Source organism: Microbacterium neimengense (assembly GCF_054782995.1).
The window spans coordinates 799,287-825,450 of the sequence record NZ_BAAGRK010000015.1; the positions used below are offsets into that span (position 1 = coordinate 799,287).

The window sequence follows — 26,164 nt, forward strand, 5'->3', positions numbered from 1 at the left end:
TCGTCAGGTCGCCTCGTCGTCGAACGGGGGCTGCTCCCCCGACTCCAGATCGAAGCTCTCCGCGGCACGGGTCGTCGACATGGTCGCCGCGGCGGCGGCACCGGCCGCGCGCACGGTCGCCGTGGGCGGATCGTCCAGCAGCGCCTCGCGGATGATGCGCCGCGGGTCGTACTGGCGCGGATCCAGCTTGCGCCAGTCCACCTCGTCGAACTCGGGGCCCATCTCCTCCTTCACGCGGCTGCGCGCACCGCGCAGGAACTCGCGTGAGCGGTTCGTGAACCGCGCCAGGGCCTCCGCATACCGGGGCAGACGTTCGGGTCCGATCAGGAAGGCGGCGATCACGGCGATCACCAGGAGCTTCTCGATCGTGAGCCCGAACACCATGCCTTCAGATTACCGCCGCGCCTGACCGCCGCCGCCCATCGGCGACCGTAGGCTTGCCGAGGAGGAACACCATGGCCGGACACGACGCGAGCGATCGATTCGCTCGCGAGGCGACCGTCGAACCCGACGCGATCGCCCGCGCACGCACGCACGCCCTCGAACTGGGCGCCGATCCGGTGAGCCCGCCGATCGGGGCACAGCTCGCGCTGCTCGCCCAGGTCTCACGCGCCCTGAACATCGTCGAGATCGGCACCGGTGCGGGCGTGTCGGGCCTGTGGCTCATGCACGGCGCACCGCGGGCGATCCTCACGACCATCGACAAGGAGCCCGAGCACCTTCAGGCCGCCCGTCGCGCGTTCTCGGATGCGCGCATCGCTCCGGCTCGCGCCCGATTCATCACCGGTCGCGCCTCCGACGTCCTGCCGCGCATGAACGAAGCCTCCTACGACATCGTGCTCGTCGACGCGGATGCGGACGGCGTGATCGAGTACGTGGAGCACGGCCTGCGCCTGGTGCGGCCGGGAGGGCTCGTGCTCGTGCCCCGCATCCTCGCCGGCGGCGCCGTCGCAGACCCCGTGCGCCGCGATCCCGTGACGACCGCCTACCGGTCGCTCATCCAGGAGACGCAGTCCTCTCCCGCCGTCATCGGCGCGCTGTCGATCGTCGGCGAGGGACTCCTGCAGCTCACGACCATCGACGAGAGCCGCTGATACGCCACTGCGGCCGGCCCCGAAGGACCGGCCGCAGTGAAGTAGGAAGTGAACAGTTCAGGCGCCGACGACCCCCGCGAGCACGTCGTGCAATTCCTTGGCCTCGGCGTCGTTGACCGACACCACAAGACGCCCGCCGCCCTCGAGCGGAACACGAACGATGATCAGGCGCCCCTCCTTCACAGCCTCCATCGGCCCGTCTCCGGTTCTCGGCTTCATGGCTGCCATCGTGGCTCCTCTTCGTCAATGGTGAGTTCCCAGTTTATCGTGCGTGAGAGCGCGCCCGACGCTTGTCCTCAGGGGATCTGCCAGAGCGTGTTCCCGAGCGCGTACATGTTGTAGATCCACCACCACTGTCCCGCCAGTCCCGCGACGAGCATGCCGATGCGCCAGGCCGGATGTCGCCCGACGGCGACCGCGCCCCAGAGAGGCGACAGCGGAACGAGCAGTCGGAAGGTGCTCGACTGCGGGAAGAAGACGGCGAGCAGGTACAGCAGGTAACTCGCCGACCAGAGGCGGATCTCCATCCCGAGCCGTCGCACACCCGGCGCGAACGCCAGCACGGCTGCCGCCACGACCACAATCACGGCGAGCAGCGCGAACCCGAGCCACATCGGCCATCCCCACAGCCGCGCCCAGAAGGCTGTGCCGGCGAGGAAGCCGTCGAAGGGGAAGAAGTGTGCGGCCGCATCCGGGATCCAGTTACGTCGCCATGCGAGTTCGGTCGCGAGATATGCGGCAGGATCGCCCGTCGCGACCGCCGCGATCACCTGCCAGGAGAAGCCGACGATGCTCGCCAGGGAGGCGAGGGCCACCAGGTGCACGATCTCCCGCGCGGGGAGCGGATCCACACGCCGGCGGAGCCATCTCCAGATGCCCACGAGACCGAGCGTGAGAGCGAAGGCGAGGATGCCGGGTCGCGTGAACCCCATGAGGGGGATGAGCAGATACAGCCACACGTAGCGGCGGCGGAGCAGGGCGTCCAGGGCCAGCAGGAGCCACAGCAGGAAGAGCGATTCCGCGTACGCGATCTGGAAGAGGCCGGCCAGCGGTCCCGCCACGAAGAAGACGACCGCCCACGTCGCCGTCGAGCGGTCCAGACGCTGACGCATGAGCCGGTAGAAGGCGAGCGCTGCGAAGTAGCCGGCGATCAGCGCGACGACCGGACCCGCCACCGGCCACCCGCCGACGAAGAATCCGACTCCCTGCGACACCCAGGGATACAGCGGCAGGAAGGCCCACGCGTTCTCGGCCACCTGTCCCGCTTCGGTGAGCGGCAGGGGCGAGGGGTATCCGTTGGCGGCGACGACCCAGTACCACTGCGCGTCCCAGCCCATGAGCAGCTTGCCGATGCCGGGATCCACGCCGAACCGGGATGCCGGCGTCGACAGCGCGGAGGCGAGGGCGAAGAAGCCGAGCGTCACCAGACGGGCGGCGACATAGATCAGCCCGATCCGCGCGGCCACGGGCCAGCGGCCGACGCGCGTCAGCTGCTCAGCCACGTGCGCAGTCCGCGCTCGACGTCCTCGATCTGCGCGATCGGCACGCGCTCCTGGTCGTGGTGCGCCAGGCTCGGGTCTCCCGGGCCGTAGTTCACCGCGGGGACTCCGAGCGCCGAGAAACGCGCCACATCCGTCCAGCCGTACTTCGGATGCGGCTGCGCACCGACCGCGCGCACGAACTCCTGCGCGAGCGGGGCGTCCAGACCCGGCCGGGCGCCGGCGGACGAGTCCGTCAGCTCGACCTCGAAGCCCGCGAGCACCTCGCGTACGTGGGCCTCCGCCTCTGCCACCGATCTGCTCGGCGCGAAGCGGTAGTTGATCTCGACCTCGCAGAGATCGGGGATGACGTTGCCTGCCACGCCGCCGGTCACGCGGACGGCGTTCAGACCCTCGCGGTACGCGAGTCCCTCGACGTCGATCGTCGCCGGCTCGTACGCGGCCAGACGGGTGAGGATCGGGGCGGCGGCATGGATCGCGTTCTCCCCCACCCAGGCCCGAGCACTATGGGCTCGGACGCCGTGCGTACGCGCCACGACGCGCAGCGTCCCGTTGCAGCCGCCCTCCACCTGACCGTTCGACGGTTCACCGAGAATGGCGAAGTCCGCCTCGAAGAGGTCCGGGCGCAGGCGCGCCACGCGCCCGAGCCCGTTGAGGGAGGCTTCCACCTCTTCGTGGTCGTACCACATCCAGGTGAGGTCGACGCGCGGATCGGTGAGCTCAGCGGCGAGCTTCAGCTGGACGGCGACGCCCGCCTTCATGTCGACCGTGCCGCGTCCCCAGAGGGCAGGCTGCCCGTCGTCGTCGATCAGACGCGACGGGAGATTGTCGTTGATGGGGACCGTGTCGATGTGGCCGGCGATCACCACGCGCTGCGGCCTGCCGAGGCGGGTGCGGGCGATGATCGTGTCGCCGTCGCGGAAGACCTCGAGGTGCGACAGGGGCGCGAGCGCGGCGGCGATGGCGTCCGCCAGCGTCGCCTCGTCCCCGGAAACGCTCGGAATGTCGCAGATCGCCTGCGTGAGCTCGACGGCGGACGCGGACAGATCCAGCTCGGGCATGGCCTCAGTCTAACGAGGCTGTTCGGGCCGATAACCTGAGGGGATGAGCATGATGCGCACGGTATGGGGCACGGGTCTGTCGACGACGAGCGAGGACGGCACGGTTCTCGACGCGTGGTTCCCGACCGTGGCAGCCGAGGCCCAGATCGGTCCGGCAGCTGAGCTCGCGGAGTACGCCGGCGCAGACGCCCGCCGCCAGGTCACGATCGCTCCCGTCGAACTGACGATCGATGCGGATGCGGCTCCCGCATCCACGATCGACGCCTATCTGCGTCTGCACGCGCTCTCCCATCGCCTCGTGGCTCCGAACGAGATCAACCTCGACGGCATCTTCGGCCATCTGCCGATCGTCGCGTGGACCACGGCGGGGCCGATGCACCCCGGCGACGCGGAGCGGCTGCGTCCGGCGCTGACCCGCGCCGGCATCCAGGTGCACAGTCTCGACAAGTTCCCGCGGCTGCTCGACTACGTCACCCCGCCCGGGGTGCGCATCGCCGACGCCTCGCGCGTGCGCCTCGGCGCCTATCTCTCCCCCGGCACGACGGTGATGCACGAAGGATTCGTCAACTTCAACGCCGGGACCCTGGGCGCCTCGATGGTCGAGGGGCGCATCTCCCAGGGCGTCGTGGTCGGCGACGGCAGCGACATCGGCGGCGGTGCATCGATCATGGGCACTCTCTCGGGCGGCGGCACCCACCGGGTCTCGATCGGATCGCGCACGCTGCTCGGCGCGAACGCGGGCATCGGCATCTCGCTCGGCGACGACTGCGTGGTGGAGGCCGGCCTGTATGTCACCGCCGGATCCAAGATCGTGCTCGCCGACGAGCAGCCGGGCGCCGACGGCACACGACCCGTGGTCAAGGGCGCGGAGCTGTCCGGACGAGACGGCATCCTGTTCCGGAGGAACTCGGTGACCGGCGCCATCGAAGCCGTGCGACGCGCGGGCGTGGGTGTCACCCTCAACGAGGCGCTGCACGCATGAGCGCGGCGCGGCTGCCGAAGAAGCTCTACGAGCGAGAGCTCGCGCGCCTGCAGGCCCAGCTCGTCGACATGCAGGCGTGGGTGCAGACGACCGGCGCGCGTGTCGTGGTGATCTTCGAGGGCCGCGACGCTGCCGGCAAGGGCTCGACGATCAAGCGGGTGTCGGAGTACCTGAACCCCCGCGTCAGCCGCATCGTGGCGCTGCCGACGCCCACGGATCGCGAGAAGTCGCAGTGGTACTTCCAGCGCTATGTGCCGCACCTGCCCGCGGCGGGCGAGATCGTGCTGATGGACCGCTCCTGGTACAACCGGGCCGGCGTCGAACGGGTCATGGGCTACTGCACCGATGCGGAGTACCAGAGGTTCCTGCGCCAGGCGCCGCTGTTCGAACGGATGCTGGTCGAGGACGGCATCCTCCTGCTCAAGTACTGGTTCAGTGTGTCCGACGTCGAGCAGGAGGCGCGTTTCCGCTCGCGGGCCAGCGACCCGATGAGGCGCTGGAAGCTGAGCCCGAACGATGTGCTCTCCATCACCAAGTGGGAGGACTACTCCCGCGCCAAGGACGCGATGCTCGTGCACACCGACATCCCCGAGGCGCCCTGGTACGAGGTCGACAACGAGGACAAGCGTCGTGGACGGATCAACATGATCCACCACCTGCTCGAGCGGATCCCCTGGCAGCCGATCCCTCACGAAGCCGTCGAGATCCCCGAGCGACCCGCCTCACGCGGATACGAGCGTCCGCCGCGAAGCGTGGACGCGATGGTGCCCGACTACGCCGCCACTCTGGAGCGCTGACGGCGTCAGTCGCGCAGCCGCACCGACAGGCAGGTGACGCAGCCCTCGAGCTTCTCGAACTCGCTCACCGGGGTGGTGATGACCTCCAGGCCCCTCTCCCGGAAGAGAGCAGCGGATGCGGGGGCGTCGGCCGACATGAGCACGGTGTTCTCATCGAGCACGACGACGGCCGTGCCATGCTCCTCGGGGACCGGCAGGAACGCCGGGAAAGCCTCGGGGTGATCCACCAGCGGCGGGTAACCGATGACGGTGCCGTCCGGAAGCGCGGTCACCGCGGACTTCAGGTGCAACACCCGCGTCACGGGAACACCCTGCACCACCCAGCCGCGCGGTTCGAGCAGTGCGCGCAGCTGCACCACGGCGTCCTCGGTCGTGCGCGCCGACAGGCCCACGTAGACGGTGCGGCCGATCTTCAGAACGTCGCCGCCGTCGAGTGTCGCCGGGGCGACGATCTCCGCCGTCGCCAGCCCGGTCCGCGCGGTCGCGGCTTCGATCGTGGGCCGCTCACCCCGGCGTGAGTCTGCGCCGGCGCGGCAGAGGACGGCCAGATCGCCGAACACGACGACCGCATCCTCGACGAACACGCCGTCCGCCTGCTCGTCCGCCTCGGCGACCGGTACGATATCCCACCCGCGGGCGCGGAAGACGTCGACGTACGCCGCCCACTGCTCGCGCGCGAGCGTGGGATCGACCGGGACTCGCTCGAGGTGCGTGAGCTCCCCCTCGGCCAGTCGCGAGGACGGCGGCCGCACGAGAAGCCGCGGCATCGTCAGCCCACGCCCGGGTAGTTGCGCTCGGGAGCACCCACGTACAACTGCTGAGGGCGACCGATCTTGGTCTGCGGGTCCTGGTTCATCTCGCGCCAGTGCGCGAGCCACCCCGGAAGACGGCCGATCGCGAACAGCACGGTGAACATGCGCGTCGGAAAGCCCATCGCCTTGTAGATGACGCCGGTGTAGAAGTCGACGTTGGGGTACAGCCGGCGAGAGATGAAGTAGTCGTCGCGCAGGGCGATCTCCTCCAGCTCCTTGGCGAGATCCAGCAGGGGGTCGCTGACGCCGAGCTCGGCGAGCACCTCGTCGGCGGACTCCTTGACGAGCTTCGCGCGCGGGTCGTAGTTCTTGTAGACGCGGTGCCCGAAGCCCATGAGCTTCACGCCGTCTTCCTTGTTCTTGACCCGTTCGACGAAGCGCTGCACGCTCTCGCCGGAGTCGCGGATGCGGCCCAGCATGTCGAGCACGGCCTCGTTCGCACCACCGTGAAGCGGCCCCGACAGGGCGTTGATGCCCGCCGAGACCGAGGAGAAGATGTTCGCCCCCGTGGAGCCCACCAGACGCACCGTCGATGTCGAGGCGTTCTGCTCGTGGTCCTCGTGCAGGATCAGCAGGCGCTCGAGCGCCCGGGACATCACGGGGCTGATCTGGTACTGCTCGCTGAGCACGCCGAAGTTGAGCTTCAGGAAGTTGTCGACGAAGCTGAGCGAGTTGTCGGGGTACAGGAAGGCCTGACCGACGCTCTTCTTGTGCGCGTAGGCCGCGATGACGGGGAGCTTCGCGAGCATCCGGATCGTGTTGAGCTCGACGAACTCGGGATTGTGAGGATCCGACTGGTTCTCGTAGTAGGTCGAGAGTGCCGCCGTAGCAGCCGACAGTACCGACATCGGATGCGCGGTGTGCGGCAGCGCGGAGAAGAAGCGCTTCAGATCCTCGTGCAGCAGCGTGTGACGCCGGATGCGGTTGTCGAAGTCCTCGAGCTCGCTCGCGCTGGGCAGCTCGCCGTAGATGAGCAGCCAGGCGACCTCGAGGTAGGTCGAATTCTTCGCGAGCTGCTCGATCGGGTACCCGCGGTAACGGAGGATGCCCTCGTCGCCGTCGATGAAGGTCACCGCGGACTTCGTCGCCGCGGTGTTGACGAACCCGTAGTCGAGGGTCGTGTGCCCGGTCTGACGCGTCAGCGACGACACATCGATGCTGGGCGCACCGTCCGTGCCCGTCAGCACAGGCAGCTCCGCGGTGTGCTCTGCGACGGTCAGACGTGCGGTCTTCTGCTGCGAGCCGGCTTCGGTCACGGCGCCTCCTTGCGATGGATCGTCGGCGAAAGGTGGGGATCCTCGGTCGCCGGTGGCGACCTGCCCGGGCACGCTACGTGTCGGCGCGCCCCTGCGATTACAGCCTAGCCGTGGCCGGGGCCTACGGTGACTGGCGCCAAAGGAACGAGAGATTCGTAGGAGAAAAGCTACGAGCTGAGGGCGGCGAGGCGCCCTGCGGCCGCGGCGATCCGCTCGTCCGACGCCGTGAGGGAGAGCCGGACGTGCTGGGGGTGGTGCGGCCCGTAGAAGTGCCCGGGACCCGCGAGAATGCCGAGTTCGGCCAGGGCAGCCATGCTGTCCCACGCATCCTCACCGCGCGTCGCCCAGAGATAGAGACCGGCCTCACTTCGGTCGACGCGGAAACCGGCGGCCTCGACGGCGGGCTTCAGCACCGCGCGCCGGGCGCCGTAGCGCGCCTTCTGGGCAGCGACGTGCGCGTCGTCGGCCAGCGCGGCGACCATCGCGGCCTGCACGGGAGCCGGCAGCATGAGCCCCAGATGCTTGCGCGCCGTCAGCAGCCGTGCCACGAGCGCGGGATCGCCCGCGAGGAAGGCCGCACGATACCCCGCGAGGTTGGACTGCTTGCTCAGCGAGTAGACCGACAGCACGCCGGACAGATCGGCTGCGACCACGGCGGGATCCAGGACCGACGGCACGGGGGCATCAACCCACGGCGCCTCCCAGCCCAGTTCGGCGTAGCACTCGTCCGATGCCAGGACCGCGCCGAGCTCCCGGGCACGCTCGCGCGCCCGGCGCAACTCCGGGACGCTCCACACGCGTCCGTCCGGGTTGCCGGGCGAGTTGATCCAGACGAGCTTGGTGCCCTCCGGCCAGGATGCGGGATCGTCGGCGGCCACCGGAGTGGCGCCGACCAGGCGCGCGCCGACCTCGTACGTCGGGTACGCCGCAACCGGATGCACGACGGTGTCGCCCGCGCCGAGCCCCAGCAGCAGCGGAAGCAGCGCGACGAGCTCTTTCGAACCGACGGTCGGCAGCACGTGAGAGGGTGTGAGAACCGGGACGCCGCGGCGCCGCGCGTACCAGTCGACGATCGCCTCGCGCAGCGGGGGCGTGCCCACCGTCTGCGGGTAGGCGTGCGCATCGGTCGCTGCCGCGAGGGCGGCTTCAATCACCGCAGGGGTGCGGTCGACCGGGGAGCCGATCGAGAGGTCCACGATGCCGTCAGGATGTCGGCGTGCAGTCTCGGCGTACGGTGCGACGGCGTCCCAGGGGTACTCGGCGAGGTCGGCGACGCTCATCTAGGCGATCACTCGCCCTGGGGCGGCAACTCGGCGATGACCGGGTGGTCCTTGTGGATCACTCCGACCTTGGCGGCGCCGCCGGGCGAGCCGATGTCGTCGAAGAACTCGACGTTGGCCTTGTAGTAGTCCTGCCACTCTTCGGGAAGGTCGTCCTCGTAGTAGATCGCCTCGACGGGGCATGCCGGCTCGCACGCTCCGCAGTCCACGCACTCGTCGGGGTGGATGTAGAGCGAACGATCGCCCTCATAGATGCAGTCGACGGGGCATTCGTCGATGCAGGCGCGATCCTTGACATCGACGCACGGAAGGGCGATCACATACGTCACGGAATCAGTCTAGTTCGCCTCGGCTGCTCGTCGGGGCGCACGCGGCCACGCCACGACGATGGCGGCGATCAACGGGACGGCCCCCATCCAGATCAGCGCGAGCGTCTCGTGCTCGACGGTGAACAACACGGACCCGCCCGTGGACGGCTGGGCGAACACGTACGTGATGACCATGACGCCCAACGCCGCCGCGAGGGTCGTCCACCTGTCCCCCGTCAGCAGGCGCACGGCGATCAACAGCGCACCGGCTCCGGTCACCCCGAGCAGGAGTCCGATCGGCACCGGTCCGATGAATGCCGCATGCGCGAAGGATCCGGCGGCGCCGTAGACGATGCCCACGACGAGAGCGATCGCCCAGGCGGCGATACGAGATGCAAGCGAGCCCACCCCGGGATCCTAGTCGCCGCGGGTGGGAGTCGTCTCAGGCGACCCAGCCCACCAGACGCAGCAGGGCTGCGACCGCGGCCGCCACGACGACCACGACGAGGAACGGCGCGCGCAGCGCGAGCAGGCTCCCGGCGACCAGGAGTGCGGGCACGCGGGCATCGACGACGATCGCCTGCCCCGCACCCAACGCCTGCACGGCGACCAGCGCACCCAGAAGCGCCACGGTGAGCAGGTCGGCGATGCGCGCGGGCCTCGGCGCCTCGACGAATCGCGTCGGGATGGCGTAGCCCACTGCTTTGAGGGCGAGGCAGATCACAGCGGCGAGAAGGACGGCGTTCCACAGCGTCATGATGCCGCCTTCGCAGCGGGGCGATCTGCCCATCCGACCACGATCGCCACGAGGGCGGCGATCAGCACGGGGACACCCGGCATGAGCGCGGGAGTGAGCACGGTCGCCACCACGGCCGCGGCGATGCCGACGGCGATGGCCTGCCGTCCCGCCAGCCGCGGCCACAGCAGCGCGAGGAAGGCCGCGGCGGCGGCGGCATCCAGTCCGTACGCGCGCGGGTCGCCCAGGACGTCCCCGAGCAGCGCGCCCGCGAGCGTGGAGATGTTCCAGCCGATGTAGATGCCGATGCCCGTGACCCAGAAGCCGAGCGCTTTGGCGCGCGCATCGGTCTGGGCGAGCGAGACGGCCGTCGACTCGTCGATCGTGAACCCGGCGGCGGCCATCTTGCGCCAGATCCCGTCGAACTGCGGCGACAACCGCATGCCGTACGCGACGTTTCGCACCCCGAGCAGTGCCGCTGAGGCGATCGCTGCGGGGGCTGCGGCGATCCCGCCGGCGGCGATCACACCGACGAAGGCGAACTGCGAACCGCCGGTGAACATGAGCAGGCTCAGAACGCACGTCTGCCAGACATCCAGGCCCGCCGCGACCGAGAGAGCGCCGAAGGAGATGCCGTATGCGCTCGTCGCCAGAGCGACCGCGAGCCCCTGCCGTACCGCGCGACGGCCGGTCTCAGGCCGGCGTTCCTCTTCCATTCCCACATGATGTCCGGCGGAGGGATGTTCGTCAAACCGAACAATCGTGCGTCATACTGACCGCATGGAGACCATAGGTCCACGCATCGCCCGCTCCCTCCGCCGCGAGCGGGAACGCGCAGGCGTGAGTATCTCCGAACTCGCGCGACGCGCTGGAGTGGGAAAGGCCACGATCTCGCAACTCGAGTCGGGCGCCGGAAATCCGAGCGTGGAGACGCTCTGGGCGATCGCCACCGCTCTGGGCGTGCCCTTCGCGGTTTTCGTCGAAGAGCCCGACGACGGCCCGCGGCTCATCCGTGCGCGCTCGGGCGACGGTATCCGTGCGGCGGACTCGCCCTACAGCGCGCTGCTGCTCGCCGCCGGGTCGCCGCATTCGCGCAGTGACCTCTACCTGCTGCGCGCCGAGCCGGGGGAACCGCGGCGGTCACTGCCGCACGCCCTCGGGACCATCGAGCACGTCGTGCTGATCACCGGGCGCGCCGCCGTAGGACCGGCGGACTCCCCCGTCGAGCTCTCGCCGGGCGACTACCTGCGGTATCGCGGGGATGCGCCTCACATCTTCGAGGCGCTCACCCGCGACACCAGCGCGGTGCTCGTCTCCGAGGTCCGCTAAGTCACGCTCAGGCGTTGGCGTCCTGGCGCTTCAGGCGCGATGCGGCGCGGCCGCGCTCGGTCGCGTCGAGCACGACCTTGCGGATACGCACCTTCTCGGGGGTGACCTCGACGCATTCGTCGTCGCGGGCGAACTCGAGCGACTCCTCGAGGGTCAGCACACGCGGCGGCGTCATCGACTCGAAGGAGTCGGAGGTCGACGAGCGCATGTTCGTCAGCTTCTTCTCCTTCGTGATGTTGACGTCCATGTCGTCGGCGCGCGAGTTCTCGCCGATGACCATGCCCTCGTAGACCTCCTCGGTGGGCTGCACGAAGAAGCTCATCCGCTCCTGCAGCGCGATCATCGCGAAGGGGGTGACGACACCCTGACGGTCGGCGACGATCGAGCCGTTCTGACGCGTCGTGATCGAACCGGCCCAGTCGTCGTAGCCGTGGGAGATCGCGTTCGCGATACCCGTGCCGCGAGTGATGGTGAGGAACTCGCTGCGGAAGCCGATGAGTCCGCGAGAGGGGACGACGAACTCCATGCGCACCCAGCCCGTGCCGTGGTTCGTCATGTTGTCCATGCGGCCCTTGCGCGCGGCCATGAGCTGCGTGATCGCGCCGAGGTGCTCCTCGGGGGCGTCGATGGTGAGGTGCTCGAACGGCTCCTTGAGCTTGCCGTCCTCGCCGCGCTTGGTGACGACCTGCGGCTTGCCGACGGTGAGCTCGAAGCCCTCGCGGCGCATGTTCTCGACCAGGATGGCCAGCGCCAACTCACCGCGGCCCTGCACCTCCCAGGCGTCGGGACGGCCGATGTCGACGACCTTGAGCGAGACGTTTCCGATGAGCTCCCGGTCGAGACGGTCCTTCACCATGCGCGCGGTGAGCTTGTGGCCCTTGACCTTGCCCATGAGCGGCGAGGTGTTCGTGCCGATCGTCATCGAGATCGCCGGGTCGTCGACCGTGATGGCGGGCAGCGGGCGGACGTCCTCGGGGTCGGCGATGGTCTCACCGATCGTGATGTCTTCGAAGCCCGCGATGGCGACGATGTCACCGGGGCCGGCGGACTCGGCCGGGAAGCGCTCGAGCGCCTTCGTCTTGAGCAGCTCCGTGACGCGCGCGTTCGAGTGCGAACCGTCGTGGCGGACCCAGGCGACGGTCTGACCCTTCTTGAGGGTGCCGTTGAAGACGCGCAGGAGAGCCAGGCGGCCGAGGAAGGGGCTGGAGTCGAGGTTGGTGACCCACGCCTGCAGCGGTGCCTCGTCGTCGTAGGACGGCGCCGGCACGTGCTCGAGGATCGCCTCGAACAGCGGCTCGAGGTCCTCGTTGTCAGGAAGCGACCCGTTCTCGGGGCGGGTGCGCGACGCGGCACCGGCACGACCGGACGCGTAGACCACGGGAACGTCCAGCAGAGCGTCCACGTCGAGGTCGGGCACGTCGTCCTGCAGGTCGGAGGCCAGACCCAGCAGAAGGTCGTGCGCCTCCTCCTCGACCTCGGCGATGCGCGCATCGGGGCGGTCGGTCTTGTTCACGAGCAGGATGACCGGAAGCTTCGCCTCGAGCGCCTTGCGCAGCACGAAGCGCGTCTGGGGCAGCGGGCCCTCGGACGCGTCGACGAGCAGCACCACGCCGTCGACCATCGACAGGCCGCGCTCGACCTCGCCGCCGAAGTCGGCGTGACCCGGGGTGTCGATCACGTTGATCGTGATCGGGGTGTCGGTGTGGATGCCGTTGTAGGTGATCGCCGTGTTCTTGGCGAGGATCGTGATGCCCTTCTCACGTTCCAGATCGTTGGAGTCCATCGCGCGCTCTTCGACGTGCGCGTGTTCACCGAACGAGCCCGTCTGACGGAGCATGGCATCGACGAGAGTCGTCTTGCCGTGGTCGACGTGGGCGACGATCGCGACGTTACGCAGATCGGAGCGGAGGGCGCGCGCCATACAGGTTTCCTTGCAGTGAGGGAGGGTGACCCGGGACTCCGGGCCCCTCAGTCTACCGCAGGCGGCTGCACCGCGGTCAGCCGGCCCCCGCGACCGCCACGGCGATGCCCGCCCAGACCACGAGGGCGATGAACGAGACGAGCGCCGGGACGTCCCACATCCGCCGCACGGGGGCGGGGACCGCCGTGGGCTCGAGGGCCGACTGCCAGTCGTCGATGATGCGCTCGGCGTCTCGCGAACCGGCCGCGGGGCGATCGGTGCTCGAGGAGCGGCGTGCGCCGCTGCGAGCGGACACCGGTCCCCCGTAGCACGTGATCGTGCGTCCCTCGGTCGTCTCGATCACGAGCTGATAGCGCATGCGGATGTCGGCGACAGCCGAGAAGGGGACGCGAGTGATGCGCAGGAAGTTCTGCACGCGCAGCCCGTCGGCGGAGCTGGTCACGCTCGATGCGAAGATGCCGACGTAGATTCCCCACAGCGCGAGCAGGATCCATGGGGCGAGCAGCAGAGCGCTCACGATTCCGGCGCGGATCAGCGCGTCGCCGAGGAGGAAGGCGGCGGCGACCGCCGAGATGATGATCCCGACGGTCGCCGACGTCGACCGGTAGACGGTGCGGTTCAGTTGCCGCCTCCGAGGGGGATCGTCGCGCCGGGGATGGCGTCCAGGAGGCGACGGGTGTACTCCTCGGCGGGGTTGGCGAAGATCTCGTCGACCGTGCCCTGCTCCACGATCCGGCCCTTCTCCATGACCGCGACCATGTCGGCGGCCACGCGCACGACGGCGAGGTCGTGGGTGATGAAGAGGTAGGTCAGCTCGAGCTCCGACTGCAGCTCCGCGAGCAGCTGCAGGATCTGGTCCTGCACCAGCACGTCGAGGGCGGAGACCGCCTCGTCGAGGACGACGATGTCGGGCTTCAGCGCGAGCGCACGGGCGATGGCCACGCGCTGGCGCTGACCGCCGGAGAGCTCGTTCGGATAACGGGTCGCCAGCTCCTGCGGGAGAGAGACCTGGTCGAGCAGCTCCCGGACGCGCGTGCGACGGGAGGCGCTGTCGCCGACCTTGTGGATCTCCATCGGCTCGGCGATCGTGTTGCCGATGTTGCGCAGGGGGTCGAGCGAGCCGTACGGATCCTGGAACACCGGCTGCATCCGGCGACGCAGCGCGAAGGCCTGCCGGTTCGAGAGCTTCTCGATGTTGGTGCCGTCGATCTCGATCGATCCCGCGGTGGGCTCTTCGAGCTTGAGCACCATCTTCGCGACCGTGGACTTGCCGGATCCGGACTCGCCCACCAGCGCGAGGGTCTTCCCGCGCGGGATCTCGAAGGACACGCCGTCCACCGCGCGGAAGGCTTCGCTGCGGAAGCCGCCCTGGCGGATCTTGTACTCCTTGGTCAGATCCGTCACCCGGATCGCGGGAGCGAGACCCTCGATGTCCTCGGTCGTCTCGATGCCACGTCGCTCGGCGACGGCTTGGATGCGCTGCGACGCGAGCGAGGGAGCCGCTGCCACGAGGCGCTGCGTGTACGGGTGGATGGGATTCTGCAGGATCTCGCGGCTGGGACCGGACTCGACGATCTCGCCGTTCTGCATGACCACGATCTTCTCCGCACGCTCGGCCGCGAGGCCCAGGTCATGCGTGATCAGCAGCACCGAGGTGCCCTTCTCCCGCGTCAGGGAGGCCATGTGGTCGAGAATCACGCGCTGCACGGTCACATCCAGCGCAGAGGTGGGCTCGTCGGCGATCAGCAGCTTCGGGTCGGCGGCGAGACCGATGCCGATGAGGGCGCGCTGACGCATGCCGCCGGAGAACTGGTGCGGATACTGATGCAGACGCTTGGCCGCATCCGCGAGTCCTGCCTGCTGGAGGACCTCGATCGCGCGCTCGGTGATCTCCTTGCGGCTGGTCGCGATGCCGTTCGCACGGATCGCCTCCTTGACCTGGAAGCCGATGGACCACACCGGGTTCAGGTTCGACATCGGGTCCTGCGGGACGTAGCCGATCTCGCGGCCGCGCAGACGCTCCAACTGCGTGCGGCTGAGCGTGGTGAGCTCGCGACCGTCCAGGGTGATGCTGCCCTGGGTGACGTGCCCCGTGCCCGGGAGCAGGTTCACGACAGCGGAGGCGGTCGTGGACTTGCCCGAGCCGGACTCGCCGACGATGGCGACGGTCTCGCCGGGGAAGACGTCGAGACTGACGTCGTGCAGGACCTCGCGGCTTCCCGACTGCGTGTCGAAGGCGACGCGCAGGTTGCGGATGCTGAGCAACGGGGTGGCGGCGGTGTCGCTCATCGGCGGGCCCTCGCTCTCGGGTCGAGGGCGTCGCGGATGAGCTCGCCCAGCAGGATGAACGCGAGAACGGTGACGGTCAGCGCGATCGACGGGTAGATGAGCGCCATCGGAGCGACACGCAGCGAGGACTGCGCCCCGCTGATGTCCGCGCCCCACGACATGACGCTCGAGCCGAGTCCGACACCCAGGAACGAGAGGGTCGCCTCGGCGACGATCGCCGCGGCGAGGCTGAGGGTGGAGATCACCAGCAGCGGCGCGATGGCGTTGGGCACGACGTGCGAGACGAGCACCTGGAACCGGTTCTGTCCCAGCGCTCTCGAGGCGGTCACGAAGTCCGCCTGGCGCACCCTGAGCACCTCGGCGCGAACGACGCGCGCCGTCGAGGCCCAGGCGAAGCCGCCGATGGCGAGCGAGAGGGTGAAGACGTTGCGGTAGTCGGCGAACACGCTCATGACGACCACAGCGGCCAGGATGTAGGGGATCGCGAAGAACATGTCGCCCACGCGCGAGAGCAGCGAGTCGAGCCATCCGCCGTAGAAGCCGGCGAGAGCGCCCATGATGAGGCCGATGGTCGAGCCGATGATGGTCGAGATCAGACCCACCGACAGCGAGGTGCGCGAGCCCCACACGATGCGTGCGTAGATGTCGCAGCCCTGGAAGGTGAACCCGAGCGGGTGACCGGCCTGCGGCCCGCCGTTGCTGTTGGAGAGCTGGCAGTTGTCATTCGGCGGCGTCTGGGTGAACAGCGTGGGCCAGATGGCCATCAGCAGCACCACGGCGACCACCAGGAGCGAGATCCAGAAGGTGGGACGCTTGCGCAGGTCGCGCCAGGCGTCGCGCCAGAGACTGGACGGCTTCTCGTCGACGCGCACGGCGTCGACGGTGATGGCCGTCTCCTTGACCTCTGCGACGAAGTGCGTCGGCAGATCGGAGTTACTTGACATAGCGGATCCTCGGGTCGAGCAGACCGTACAACAGGTCGATCACCAGGTTGACCAGGACGTAGATGATCACGAAGACCGTCACGAACGAGACGATCGTGGGGCCCTCGTGACGCAGCGTCGCCTGGAAGAGCGTGTTGCCGACGCCGGGGACGTTGAAGATCGCCTCGGTGACGGTGGCACCCACCAGCAGGACGCCGAAGTTGGTCGCCGAGTTGGTGATGACGGGGATGAGGGAGTTGCGCAGCACGTGGACGGGGATCACGCGCCGGCGCGGAAGACCCTTGCTGTACGCGGTGCGCACCCAGTCCTGGTTGAGCGTGTCGATGACCGAACCGCGCATCAGACGCATGCTGGTCGCGAACAGGCTGAATCCGAGCACGAGGGCCGGCAACCAGAGATCACCCCAGTCGTTCTGCGACCCGACCGTCGGTTTGAACCAGCCGAGCTGGATCGCGAGGAAGTACTGCGCGACGAAGGCCAGGACGAAGATCGGGATGGCGACGAAGATGAGCGAGATGACCAGCGCGACGTTGTCGAAGATCTTGCCCTTGCGCAGTGCCGAGATCGTGCCGATGAGGATGGCCAGAGAGAACTCGATGGCGATCGCCATGACCGCGAGGCGGCCGGTGACAGGCAGCGTCCGGGCGAGGACGTCGTTGACCGATTGGCCCGAGAACGTGGTGCCGAGATCCCCCTGGAAGATGCCCAGGAGGTAGTAGAAGTACTGGACGATGAACGGCTCGTTCAGGTGGTACTGAGCCTCGAGTGCGTCGATGACGGCCTGGTTCGGCGTCTTGTCGCCGAACAGCGCGAGGATCGGGTTGCCCGGCATCGCGAAGACCAGGAAATAGATGAGCAGGGTGGACCCGATGAACACGGGGATCACCTGCAGGATGCGTCTGAGGATGTAAGCGAGCATCCCTCTCCCTCCGAAAAATGGCCGAGACGATCCTCGCACGGTCGGTGCGCTGATCGGCTCGCCCGTAGAGACCACCACCCCGCGGGTGTGAGCGGGTGGGTGTCTGGACAGGCCGCGAGGCGGTGACGAGATCGTCACCGCCTCGCGGTTGCGATCCTTCGGGCTCAGCCCTTAGTGATCGCGTAGTACAGCGGAACCGAGTTCCAACCGAACTGGACGTTCTGAACCGTGTCAGCGTAGCCGCCGTTCACGTTCGAGTACCAGAGCGGAACGGACGGAAGGTCCTGCAGCAGGATCTCCTGTGCCTTCTGGTAGTCCTCGTTCGCCGCCTCAGGGTCGGTGTTGGAGATGCCGTCCTGCAGGAGCTTGTCGAACTCGGGGTTCGAGTAGTCTCCGTCGTTGGACGACGCGTTGGTCGCGTAGAGCGGGCCCAGGAAGTTGTACAGACCCGGGTAGTCCGCCTGCCAACCGGTGCGGAACGCGGTCGTGATGGTACGGTTCGTGACCTCGGTGCGCAGCGAGGCGAAGTCGACGAACGGAGCGCCGGATGCGTCGATGCCGAGCGTGTTCTTGATCGAGTTGCTCACGGCGTCGACCCACTCCTGGTGGCCGCCGTCCGAGTTGTACGCGATCTGGAACGTGCCGGACCAGGGCGAGATCTTGTCGGCCTCGGCCCACAGCTCCTTGGCCTTGTCGGCGTTGTACTCGAGCACGTCAGCGCCCTCGAGCGAGTCCGACCAGCCGGCGATGACCGGCGAGGTGAAGTCGCTGGCCGGGGTACGGGTGTCCTGGAAGATCGTCTTGGTGATCTCGGGACGGTTGATCGCCATCGAGATCGCCTGACGACGGAGCTTGCCCTCTTCGCCCGAGAAGTGCTCGAGCTTCTCCGGGATGGTGAAGGACTGGAAGATCGCGGCGGGCTGGTTGACCGCACGCTCACCCAGGTCCGACTCGTAGGTCGCCAGCGAGGCGGCCGGGATCGCGTCGAGCACGTCGAGGTTGCCCGCGAGGAGGTCGGCGTAGGCCGCGTCCTGCGAAGCGTAGAAGACGATGTCGAGGCCACCGTTCTGGGCCTGACGGCCACCGGTGTAGTCGTCGTTCTTGACGAGGTTGATCTCGACGTCGTGCTGCCACGCGCCGTCGCCGGCGAGCTTGTACGGGCCGTTGCCGATCGGGTTCTCACCGAAGGCGGTGGGGTCGTCGAACGCGGCCTGGGGCAGCGGGAAGTACGCCGAGTAGCCCAGGCGCAGCGCGAAGTCGGAGGCCGGCTTGTTGAGCGCGATCGTGAAGGTGAGGTCGTCGACCTTCTTCAGACCCGTCAGCTCGGTGTCCTCGTCGTAGCTGAAGCCCTCGATGTCCTCGAAGAAGTACGAGTTCTTCTGGTTGTTGGAGAGCTTGGCGCCGTAGTTCCAGGCGTTGATGAAGCTGTCGGCGTTCACCTCCTCACCGTTGGTGAACTTCTGACCCTCCTTGATCTTCACCGTGAGGTTCTGGGGGTCATCGACCGTGATCGAGTCGGCCATGTCGTTGACCGGGTTGCCGTCGGCGTCGTAGTAGACCAGGCCGGCGAAGATCGAGTCGATGATCTTGCCACCACCGGTCTCGTTCGTGTTCGCCGGGAAGAGCGGGTTTTCCGGCTCGGACCCGTTGGTGCTGACGATGGCGTCGCTCGAGCCGCCGGTCGGCTCGGTCGAGCCGCCGCCGCTCGCGCAGCCGGCCAGGGCGAGAGCCCCGATGCCGGCCAGCGCCACGCTCGCGAGAGCGATCTTGCTGCGCTTCACTGTTCCTCCTGTGAAAGGGATGATGCGGGCACGACGAGCTGTGTGAACATCGAGCCGCGGATACCGAAACACTAAGCACGTCCCCCGGCTTGGTCAAAACGACCGCGCGAATAGTTACACACCCTTAACGAACCCCCGCGCGAACCGAGCAGATTGCTCAAGCCCGCCGACCATGGGCAGCCGCACGGGCCGGAATTACTCCCCACTCGGTGTCGGCGGGTCGGGTGAGGGTTGCCACATCGCGAACATGGAGAGGATGCGGTCGACCGACACCTCGGCCGGAGGAGCCTCGAGTGCGTCCGACCACACCGTGAGCTGCGGCACGGCGAACAGCGGCAATGCCCACGCCTTACCGGAGACGGCCTCATCCAGCTGGGACAGAAGCTGGTCGCGCCGCGCGGCGTCCAGGGCGGAGGAGGCATCGACGACCAGCGCGTCGACCGCCTCGTCGCTCCAGCCGTACACGTTCTGCGCCGCCGCGGTGTGGAACACCGTCGCCGGCGCCACGGTGGCCGCGGGGTCGGGGCTCCACGCGAACAGGGCTGCGTCGTACGCATCCGGACGGTCGCGGAGCACGCGCTCCCAGTCCGGCGATGACACATCGACGAGAGTGACTCCCGCCCGCGACGCGGACTCGGACATGAGTGCGAACTCCGCAGCGCGGCGCGCGTCGCCCGCCGGATACAGCACGCGAACAGTCAGTCCTACCTCCTCCGTCGCTTCCGTGGTCGCGCCGCCCGATGTCGACGAGGGCGACGGGGCGGGCTTCGGCTCCGCGGCCTCGATCATGCCCCACCGCAGGGGCTCGTCGGCGAGCAAGGGGTGGATGAGGTCGCCCAGCATCTCTTGGCGCGGAACCGTGGTCAGGAACGCCGCGCGCGCACGGTGCGCGCGCTCCGCATCCCCGCCATAGGAGGCGGGGTCGAACGCTCCGCCTCCTATGGTCTGCAGATCGAGATGGTCGAACGCCTCCCCCGGCGCCACACGGGAGCCGTCTGCTGCGGCCGCCGCGGAGACGAGGTCCTCGTCCGCCGCCGCCGCGGCCAGATCCGCCGCGCCGCCGGCAACGGCCGCAACGCGTTCGGCAGGATCCGGGATCGCGCGCACCCGCACCCGTTCGATGCGCGCGGCGCTGGGACGATCGGCGGCGGTGAGGTCGATCGACCGACCGTCGTCCGCGAGGCGAGCGATGTCGTACGCACCGGCCGTGATCCGCGCCGCATCCGGGAGGGTGCCGTCGAGGCGGAAGTCCTCGCGGAAGGCGCGCGAGACGGGCGCGAGCCAGTCCAGATCCCCGGCCCCGACGGCATCCGTGAACGCCGCCTTCGCTGCCGCCGCATCCTCGTAGCGCCCCGGGTAGGCGAGCTCGACCAGAACGTGTGCGGCGACGGGCGGCGCGTCGAAGGCGATCTGCCAGTCCGCGTAGGGCGTGTCGTAGACCAGCGTCAGGCTGCGTCCGTCGTCGCCGATCCGGGGCACCTGGGAGACGAGATCGAGGCCCTGCCCCTCTCCGGCGCCCGCATCCCAGTGCGTCTCGCCCGCGGCATCCGTGCGGTGCGTTGTGCGCGCAGCCCACACGAGCAGCAGGTCCGCGGCGTCGACCGCTGCGCCGTCGGACCATTTCGCCGAGCCGTCGAGCGTGTAGCGGACGGTGAGCGGGTCGTCGGAGAGCACGCGGACGTTGCCGAAACGTTCGTTCGCCGAGCGCGTGCCGTCGGCCTCCCGCTGCCAGAAGCTGCCCGACGTCAGCGCCGAGAGATCGCGGTCGGCGGCGGTGTCCTGCCCCCGCACGAGCGGGTTGAGCGAGGTCACGGGCGCGGCGGTGGCGACGGTCAGGGACGAGCCGGGGAGGACTCGGTTCCCTTCGGGCGCGCAGCCGACCACCGCGCCCGCCAGCAGAGCGATCACGGCCAGGGTGGTCACGAGCGCGCGTCGCCGCATCCGTCCTCCTTCTCCGCGACGGCAGTGGAGCCCGTCGCGGTCGTGTGCGTCAGCCGCACACACCCTATGCGCGCAATCTGAGCGCTTTCGAAAGCGGGTCCGGCCCGCATCCGCTATGCCAAGCTGAGCGGATGACGACCCTGCCCGCGCGCGAACCGTTCTGGCGCACCGTGAGGGCCTTCGATCCGCCGCGGGCTGCAGGTTTCGACCGTTCGCGCGTGCGGTGGGAGATCTGGCTCGTGCTCGCCGTCACGGTCGGAAAGTCCGCGCTGTACTCGGTGCTCTCCTTCATCCGTACCCTGCAGCGCTCGCTGCAGGAGAACCAGGCGATCTCGTCGCAGCAGACGCAGCTGAACCCCGCGCGCGACGCCGAAGCGCTGTGGGACGCGCTCTACCAGCTGCTCGACATCTTCTTCTCGCTCGCGCTGGTCGCCCTCGTCGTCTACCTGCTCTGGGAGCCGGGGACGAACGCGCTCCGGCGGATCGGCCTCGACTTCCGTCGCTTCGGCGGCGACCTCGGACTCGGTGTTGCACTGATCGCGATCATCGGCATCCCCGGGATCGCCCTCTACGTCGCCGGGCGCCTCGCGGGCATCACGGTCGGGGTCGTCGCCTCGCCGTTGGATGCGGCCTGGTACACCGTGCCGCTGCTGCTGCTCTCGGCCGCGCGCGCCGGGCTGACGGAGGAGGTCATCTTCCTCGGCTACCTCTTCGATCGCCTGCGCCGTCTCGGATGGGGCTGGTGGTCCATCATCCTCGCCACGGCGGCACTGCGTGGCGCCTACCACGCGTACCAGGGCGTCGGATCCGTCGTCGGCAACTTCGCGATGGGCGTCGTGTTCGGCTGGTGCTACCGGCGCTGGGGCCGGGTGATGCCGCTCGTCATCGCTCACACTCTCATCGACGTGTTCGCCTTCGTGGGCTACCCCCTCGTGGCCTCTCTCTGGCCCGGCATCTTCTAGCCGCCGCGTCCCTCCCCCGTCCTCCCTTCCCCTCCCCCTTCCCCGCTTCCCCGCGAAACTGCATCTCCCGCACGAGATCACGGGTATTAACAGTGATCTCGTTCTGAGGATGCAGTCTCGCGGGCTCAGGGGGCGGGGGCGACACCGCTGCAGAGCGGACCGGCGCTCCGGGACCGGGCCTGCACAGCCGCTCGGGGCCGGGGTGTTGCCCACGGATGCGGGAGGTGGCGCGCGCGGTGACCACCGACGCGCGCAGCGTGGAGCGATGACCCAGCCCATTCCCCTGCGCACCGGCGCCCAGCTGCTCCCCTCTCCCGCGCCGCTGCTGCGCGCGCACGACATGCATCGCCCCGACGTCGCGCTCCGCCGCGGCGACATCGTGCGCGTGCACCGCGGGGTGTACGCCCCGGCGCTCGCGTGGAGCGCACTCGCTCCCTGGGAGCGCTATCTCGCCCGCGTGCACGCCGTGGCGCTGCAGATGCCGGATGCGGTCTTCGCACTCGAGTCGGCGGCGGCGCTCCGCGGTGTCCCGCTCGTCGGCGAGGCGGCCGACGTGCACATCCTGCGTCCCGCGGACGGCACGTCACGGCAAGCGGAGCGGGTCCGCATCCACACGCGCCGGGGCGGTGTCGAGATCACGGACGAGGGCGGCATCCTCACGACGGGTCCCATCGAGACCGCCGTCGCGTTCGCGCGGGTTCGCAACCCCGCGCTCGCCCTCAACGTCGCCGACGCCACGCTGCGCTCGCATCCGGAGCTGACGCCGGAGGTGCTCGTGGCGCACAACGAGCTCGCCCCCTCCAGCCGTGGCCGTCGGCTGGCGCGGTGGGCGCTGCATCGCGCGGATCCGCGTGCCGAGACGACGCTGGAGTCGCTGAGCCGGGCCGCCATCGAGTGGCTGGGGTTCGCGTCGCCCGAGCTGCAGTGGCTCGTGCACGGTGGCGGTGTCGCCGCTGACCGCGCCGACTTCGCGTGGCCGGATGTGGGCGCGGTCGGCGAGGCCGACGGGATGCTGAAGTACGACGGCCGCCTCGGCGACCCGCTCCGAGCGGTGCAGGACGAGAAGCGGCGCGAAGACCGCATCCGTCGTCGCGTGAACGGCTTCGCCCGGTGGGGCTGGGCCGACGTACGCGAGCCGGAGCGCCTGGCCGCGATCCTGAAGGCGGCGGGTGTCCGCCGCGAACGCGGGCCCGATGCCCTCGCCCTGCATGCCCTCGCCCGCGCCCTGCGCTGACGGCACGATCCCCCTCGCCCCTGTGCCCCTCCCAGCCCTGCCCACCCTCCGCGAGACTGCACTGCCGTCACGAGATCACGGGTAAACACACTGATCTCGTGCGGGAGATGCAGTCTCGCGAGAAGCGGAACGGAGAGGGAAAGGTGGACGGCGGGAAGGGGCCTCAGGCGAAGGCCTCCGGGGGCGGGCACGCGCACACGAGGTTGCGGTCGCCGTAGGCGTTGTCGATGCGACGCACGGGCGGCCAGTACTTCGTGCGCACGAGGGTCGGAACGGGATAGACCGCCTCCTCGCGCGAGTACGGATGCGTCCACTCGCCGCCGATGACCGACTGCGCGGTGTGCGGTGCATTGACGAGCGGGTTGTCCGCCGCCGGCCAGTGCCCGGCACCGACCTGCTCCGCCTCGGCGGCGATCCGGATCATCGCCTCGATGAAGCGCTCGATCTCGCCGAGGTCCTCGGACTCCGTGGGCTCGACCATGAGCGTGCCCGCGACGGGGAACGACATCGTCGGGGCGTGGAAGCCGTAGTCGATCAGCCGCTTGGCGACGTCGTCGACCGTGATTCCGGTGCGCTCGCGGAGGGGACGCAGATCCAGGATGCACTCGTGCGCCACCAGCCCCGCCTCGCCGGCGTACAGCACCGGGAAGTGCGCCTGCAGGCGGTGGGCGATGTAGTTCGCGGACAACACGGCGGCACCGGTCGCCTCCCCCAGGCCCGCCGCGCCCATCATCCGCACGTAGGCCCACGAGATCGGCAGGATGGACGCCGAGCCGTACGACGCGGCGGACACAGGACCGCCCTCGAACACGAAGCCGCCCGCGTGGTCGGCGCGCTGTGCCAGGGGGTGCGACGGGAGGTAGGGCGCGAGGTGCGCCTTCGCGGCGACGGGTCCGACGCCCGGGCCTCCCCCGCCGTGCGGGATCGCGAACGTCTTGTGCAGGTTCAGGTGCGACACATCGCCCCCGAGATCGCCGAACCGCGCGAAGCCGAGGAGAGCGTTGAGGTTCGCGCCGTCGATGTAGACCTGTCCGCCGGCGTCGTGCACGGCCTGCGTGATGGCGAGCACCTCGTGCTCGTACACGCCGTGCGTGGACGGATAGGTGATCATCAGGGCGCCGAGCTCGGCTGCGTGCTGCGCGATCTTGGCGTGCAGGTCGTCGAGGTCGACGTTTCCCGCCTCGTCGCACGTGACCACGACCACCCGCATCCCCGCGAGCACGGCGGATGCGGCATTCGTGCCGTGCGCGGACGACGGGATGAGGCACACCGTGCGCTGTGCGTCGTCGTTCGCGAGGTGGTAACCCCGGATCGCGAGCAAGCCCGCCAGCTCCCCCTGCGAGCCGGCGTTGGGCTGCAGCGAAACGGCGTCGTAACCGGTGACCTCGGCGAGCCAGGTCTCCAGCTGCTCGATCAGCGCGAGAGTCCCCCGCACGTCGGCTTCCGGCGCGAAGGGATGCACACGCGAGAACTCGGGCCACGACACCGCCGCCATCTCGGTGGCGGCGTTCAGCTTCATGGTGCACGAGCCGAGCGGGATCATGCCGCGGTCGAGCGCGTAGTCGCGGTCGGCGAGCGTCTTCAGGTAGCGCATCATGGCGGTCTCCGAGCGGTGCGCGTGGAAGACCGGATGCGTGAGGAACTCGTCCCGGCGGTGAAGGTCGGCCGCGACGCCGGCCAGGGGCACCGCCCCCTCGACGTCGATCACTGTCTCGTCGGGCAGCCCGAACGCGGCCGCCACCGCGGCGAGGTCGGCGGCCGTGGTCGTCTCGTCGACAGAGATCCCCACCGTCGCCTCATCCGCGAAGAAGAGCTGGTAGCCCCGGCGACGGGCGCGTTCGATGACGCGCTCGGCGGTGCCGGGAACGATCACGCGCACCGTGTCGAAGAATGCGTCGTGCACGACCTCGAGGCCGCCCGAGCGCAGCGTCTCGGCGAGCGCCTGTGCCTTGCGGGCCACATCCGTCGCGATCGCGCGCAGGCCTTCGGGACCGTGGTAGACCGCGTACATCGCCGCCATCACGGCCAGCAGCACCTGCGCGGTGCAGATGTTGGATGTCGCCTTCTCGCGGCGGATGTGCTGCTCGCGCGTCTGCAGCGCGAGGCGGTAGGCGGGGTGTCCCGCCGCATCCTGGGAGACGCCGACGAGGCGTCCGGGAAGCTGACGCTCGAGTCCGGCACGCACGGCGAGGTACCCGGCGTGGGGTCCGCCGAAGCCGAGCGGGACGCCGAAGCGCTGCGTGGTGCCCGCGGCGATGTCGGCGCCGAACGAGCCGGGCGAGCGCAGGAGGGTGAGCGCGAGCAGGTCGGCGGCGACCACCACGAGCCCGCCCTGCGCCTGGACGGCCGCGACGAGCTCGGTGGGATCCCACACGCGACCGCTCGCTGCCGGGTACTGCACGAAGGCTCCGAACACGGCGGCGGATGCGGCGGCCGGGTCCCAGGTGCGGGTGTCGATCTCGCGGATCTCGATACCCACGGCGGCGGCGCGGTGGTGCAGCAGCGCCTTGGTCTGCGGGAGGGCGTCCGCGTCGACCAGGAAGACATCGGACGCGGACTTCGAGGCGCGGCGGGCCACGAGCATCCCTTCGACGACGGCCGTCGCCTCATCCAGCATGGAGGCGCCCGCCGTTGCCAGGCCCGTCAGGTCGGTCACCATCGTCTGGAAGTTGATGAGTGCCTCGAGCCGGCCCTGCGAGATCTCGGGCTGGTAGGGCGTGTAGGCGGTGTACCAGGACGGGTTCTCGAAGACATTGCGGGCGATCACGGCGGGCGTGAACGTGTCGTAGTACCCCAGGCCGATCATCGCCCGTGCCGGACGGTTCGCGTCGGCGAGCGCGCGGAGCTCGGCGAGCGCCTCCGCCTCGGTGGCGGCGTCCGGGATGCTGCTCGTGGCACGCGGGGCGGCATGGATGGATGCGGGAACCGCCGTGCGCACGAGCTCGTCGACGCTCGCGTACCCCAGCGCGTCGAGCATGTGCCGCTGCGCGGCCGCATCCGTGCCGATGTGGCGCTCGGT

General features: G+C 69.3%; 25 protein-coding genes. 6 read left to right on the plus strand and 19 right to left on the minus strand.

Going from position 1 to position 26,164, the window contains the following annotated elements; all coding sequences use genetic code 11:
* Positions 1-3: 3 nt before the first annotated feature.
* Positions 4-384 (minus strand): Sec-independent protein translocase family protein, encoded by a 381-nt coding sequence (locus ACYVJS_RS14465; RefSeq protein ID WP_243227506.1) that lies wholly within the window; start codon positions 382-384, stop codon positions 4-6.
* A 71-nt stretch (positions 385-455) separates the two neighbouring features.
* Here ACYVJS_RS14465 and ACYVJS_RS14470 point away from each other — a divergent pair, with 71 nt between their 5' ends.
* Positions 456-1,094: an O-methyltransferase gene (locus ACYVJS_RS14470; RefSeq protein ID WP_243227505.1), complete on the plus strand. Its 639-nt coding sequence runs from the start codon at positions 456-458 to the stop codon at positions 1,092-1,094.
* A 57-nt stretch (positions 1,095-1,151) separates the two neighbouring features.
* Here the strand turns inward: ACYVJS_RS14470 and ACYVJS_RS14475 are convergent, their stop codons facing one another.
* The 3 genes from ACYVJS_RS14475 to dapE form a co-directional block, all read right to left on the minus strand.
* Positions 1,152-1,322, minus strand: coding sequence for a DUF3117 domain-containing protein (locus tag ACYVJS_RS14475; RefSeq protein WP_137417400.1), 171 nt, complete (start codon positions 1,320-1,322; stop codon positions 1,152-1,154).
* Between the two features lie 68 nt (positions 1,323-1,390).
* A complete protein-coding gene (locus tag ACYVJS_RS14480) occupies positions 1,391-2,596 on the minus strand; it encodes a hypothetical protein (protein ID WP_460740571.1) in 1,206 nt (401 codons plus the stop codon).
* Positions 2,581-3,654 (minus strand): succinyl-diaminopimelate desuccinylase, encoded by a 1,074-nt coding sequence (dapE, locus tag ACYVJS_RS14485; RefSeq protein WP_460740572.1) that lies wholly within the window; start codon positions 3,652-3,654, stop codon positions 2,581-2,583. The genes ACYVJS_RS14480 and dapE overlap by 16 nt, the downstream gene beginning before the upstream one ends.
* A 43-nt stretch (positions 3,655-3,697) precedes the next feature.
* On the opposite strand from dapE, the gene dapD reads away from it, so the two are divergent.
* The gene (dapD, locus tag ACYVJS_RS14490; RefSeq protein WP_460740573.1) at positions 3,698-4,636 is read left to right on the plus strand and encodes a 2,3,4,5-tetrahydropyridine-2,6-dicarboxylate N-succinyltransferase; all 939 of its coding nucleotides are present in this window, start codon (positions 3,698-3,700) and stop codon (positions 4,634-4,636) included.
* Positions 4,633-5,433 (plus strand): polyphosphate kinase 2, encoded by an 801-nt coding sequence (gene ppk2 / locus ACYVJS_RS14495; RefSeq protein WP_460740574.1) that lies wholly within the window; start codon positions 4,633-4,635, stop codon positions 5,431-5,433. The genes dapD and ppk2 overlap by 4 nt, the downstream gene beginning before the upstream one ends.
* 5 nt (positions 5,434-5,438) lie before the next feature.
* Here ppk2 and ddaH read toward each other — a convergent pair whose 3' ends face one another.
* The 7 genes from ddaH to ACYVJS_RS14530 all read right to left on the minus strand — a co-directional run bounded on the left by ddaH (position 5,439) and on the right by ACYVJS_RS14530 (position 10,541).
* The gene (gene ddaH / locus ACYVJS_RS14500; RefSeq protein ID WP_460740575.1) at positions 5,439-6,200 is read right to left on the minus strand and encodes a dimethylargininase; all 762 of its coding nucleotides are present in this window, start codon (positions 6,198-6,200) and stop codon (positions 5,439-5,441) included.
* Between the two features lie 2 nt (positions 6,201-6,202).
* Positions 6,203-7,501, minus strand: coding sequence for a citrate synthase (locus ACYVJS_RS14505; protein ID WP_137417406.1), 1,299 nt, complete (start codon positions 7,499-7,501; stop codon positions 6,203-6,205).
* A 167-nt stretch (positions 7,502-7,668) separates the two neighbouring features.
* A complete protein-coding gene (gene dapC, locus ACYVJS_RS14510) occupies positions 7,669-8,781 on the minus strand; it encodes a succinyldiaminopimelate transaminase (protein WP_460740576.1) in 1,113 nt (370 codons plus the stop codon).
* A gap of 8 nt (positions 8,782-8,789) precedes the next feature.
* On the minus strand, positions 8,790-9,110 hold the full coding sequence (gene fdxA / locus ACYVJS_RS14515; protein ID WP_137417408.1) for a ferredoxin: 321 nt from the start codon (positions 9,108-9,110) through the stop codon (positions 8,790-8,792).
* 9 nt (positions 9,111-9,119) lie between these two features.
* Positions 9,120-9,497: a histidinol dehydrogenase gene (locus ACYVJS_RS14520; protein ID WP_460740577.1), complete on the minus strand. Its 378-nt coding sequence runs from the start codon at positions 9,495-9,497 to the stop codon at positions 9,120-9,122.
* 34 nt (positions 9,498-9,531) lie between these two features.
* Positions 9,532-9,846: an AzlD domain-containing protein gene (locus ACYVJS_RS14525; RefSeq protein WP_460740578.1), complete on the minus strand. Its 315-nt coding sequence runs from the start codon at positions 9,844-9,846 to the stop codon at positions 9,532-9,534.
* Positions 9,843-10,541 carry an AzlC family ABC transporter permease gene (locus ACYVJS_RS14530; protein ID WP_460740579.1) on the minus strand — a complete coding sequence of 233 codons (699 nt, stop codon included), beginning with the start codon at positions 10,539-10,541 and terminating at the stop codon, positions 9,843-9,845. The genes ACYVJS_RS14525 and ACYVJS_RS14530 overlap by 4 nt, the downstream gene beginning before the upstream one ends.
* 64 nt (positions 10,542-10,605) lie before the next feature.
* Between ACYVJS_RS14530 and ACYVJS_RS14535 the strand changes: the two genes are divergently transcribed.
* A complete protein-coding gene (locus ACYVJS_RS14535; RefSeq protein ID WP_460740580.1) occupies positions 10,606-11,154 on the plus strand; it encodes a helix-turn-helix domain-containing protein in 549 nt (182 codons plus the stop codon).
* Positions 11,155-11,161: 7 nt separating this feature from the next.
* Here the strand turns inward: ACYVJS_RS14535 and typA are convergent, their stop codons facing one another.
* The 7 genes from typA to ACYVJS_RS14570 form a co-directional block, all read right to left on the minus strand.
* The gene (typA, locus tag ACYVJS_RS14540; RefSeq protein WP_243227493.1) at positions 11,162-13,075 is read right to left on the minus strand and encodes a translational GTPase TypA; all 1,914 of its coding nucleotides are present in this window, start codon (positions 13,073-13,075) and stop codon (positions 11,162-11,164) included.
* Between the two features lie 76 nt (positions 13,076-13,151).
* Positions 13,152-13,592: a PH domain-containing protein gene (locus ACYVJS_RS14545; RefSeq protein ID WP_460740581.1), complete on the minus strand. Its 441-nt coding sequence runs from the start codon at positions 13,590-13,592 to the stop codon at positions 13,152-13,154.
* Between the two features lie 101 nt (positions 13,593-13,693).
* The gene (locus ACYVJS_RS14550) at positions 13,694-15,364 is read right to left on the minus strand and encodes a dipeptide ABC transporter ATP-binding protein (RefSeq protein WP_460740582.1); all 1,671 of its coding nucleotides are present in this window, start codon (positions 15,362-15,364) and stop codon (positions 13,694-13,696) included.
* Positions 15,361-16,308 (minus strand): ABC transporter permease, encoded by a 948-nt coding sequence (locus ACYVJS_RS14555; protein WP_460740583.1) that lies wholly within the window; start codon positions 16,306-16,308, stop codon positions 15,361-15,363. The genes ACYVJS_RS14550 and ACYVJS_RS14555 overlap by 4 nt, the downstream gene beginning before the upstream one ends.
* Positions 16,298-17,227 carry an ABC transporter permease gene (locus ACYVJS_RS14560; RefSeq protein WP_243227489.1) on the minus strand — a complete coding sequence of 310 codons (930 nt, stop codon included), beginning with the start codon at positions 17,225-17,227 and terminating at the stop codon, positions 16,298-16,300. The genes ACYVJS_RS14555 and ACYVJS_RS14560 overlap by 11 nt, the downstream gene beginning before the upstream one ends.
* A 164-nt stretch (positions 17,228-17,391) precedes the next feature.
* Entirely contained in the window at positions 17,392-19,008 is a 1,617-nt protein-coding gene (locus tag ACYVJS_RS14565; RefSeq protein WP_460740584.1) for a peptide ABC transporter substrate-binding protein, read from the minus strand.
* A 195-nt stretch (positions 19,009-19,203) separates the two neighbouring features.
* The gene (locus ACYVJS_RS14570) at positions 19,204-20,949 is read right to left on the minus strand and encodes an ABC transporter substrate-binding protein (RefSeq protein WP_460740585.1); all 1,746 of its coding nucleotides are present in this window, start codon (positions 20,947-20,949) and stop codon (positions 19,204-19,206) included.
* A 131-nt stretch (positions 20,950-21,080) separates the two neighbouring features.
* Between ACYVJS_RS14570 and ACYVJS_RS14575 the strand changes: the two genes are divergently transcribed.
* A complete protein-coding gene (locus ACYVJS_RS14575; protein WP_460740586.1) occupies positions 21,081-21,911 on the plus strand; it encodes a CPBP family intramembrane glutamic endopeptidase in 831 nt (276 codons plus the stop codon).
* A 265-nt stretch (positions 21,912-22,176) separates the two neighbouring features.
* On the plus strand, positions 22,177-23,145 hold the full coding sequence (locus ACYVJS_RS14580; protein WP_460740587.1) for a hypothetical protein: 969 nt from the start codon (positions 22,177-22,179) through the stop codon (positions 23,143-23,145).
* Between the two features lie 163 nt (positions 23,146-23,308).
* Here the strand turns inward: ACYVJS_RS14580 and gcvP are convergent, their stop codons facing one another.
* Positions 23,309-26,122, minus strand: coding sequence for an aminomethyl-transferring glycine dehydrogenase (gene gcvP / locus ACYVJS_RS14585; RefSeq protein ID WP_460740829.1), 2,814 nt, complete (start codon positions 26,120-26,122; stop codon positions 23,309-23,311).
* Positions 26,123-26,164 lie beyond the last annotated feature (42 nt).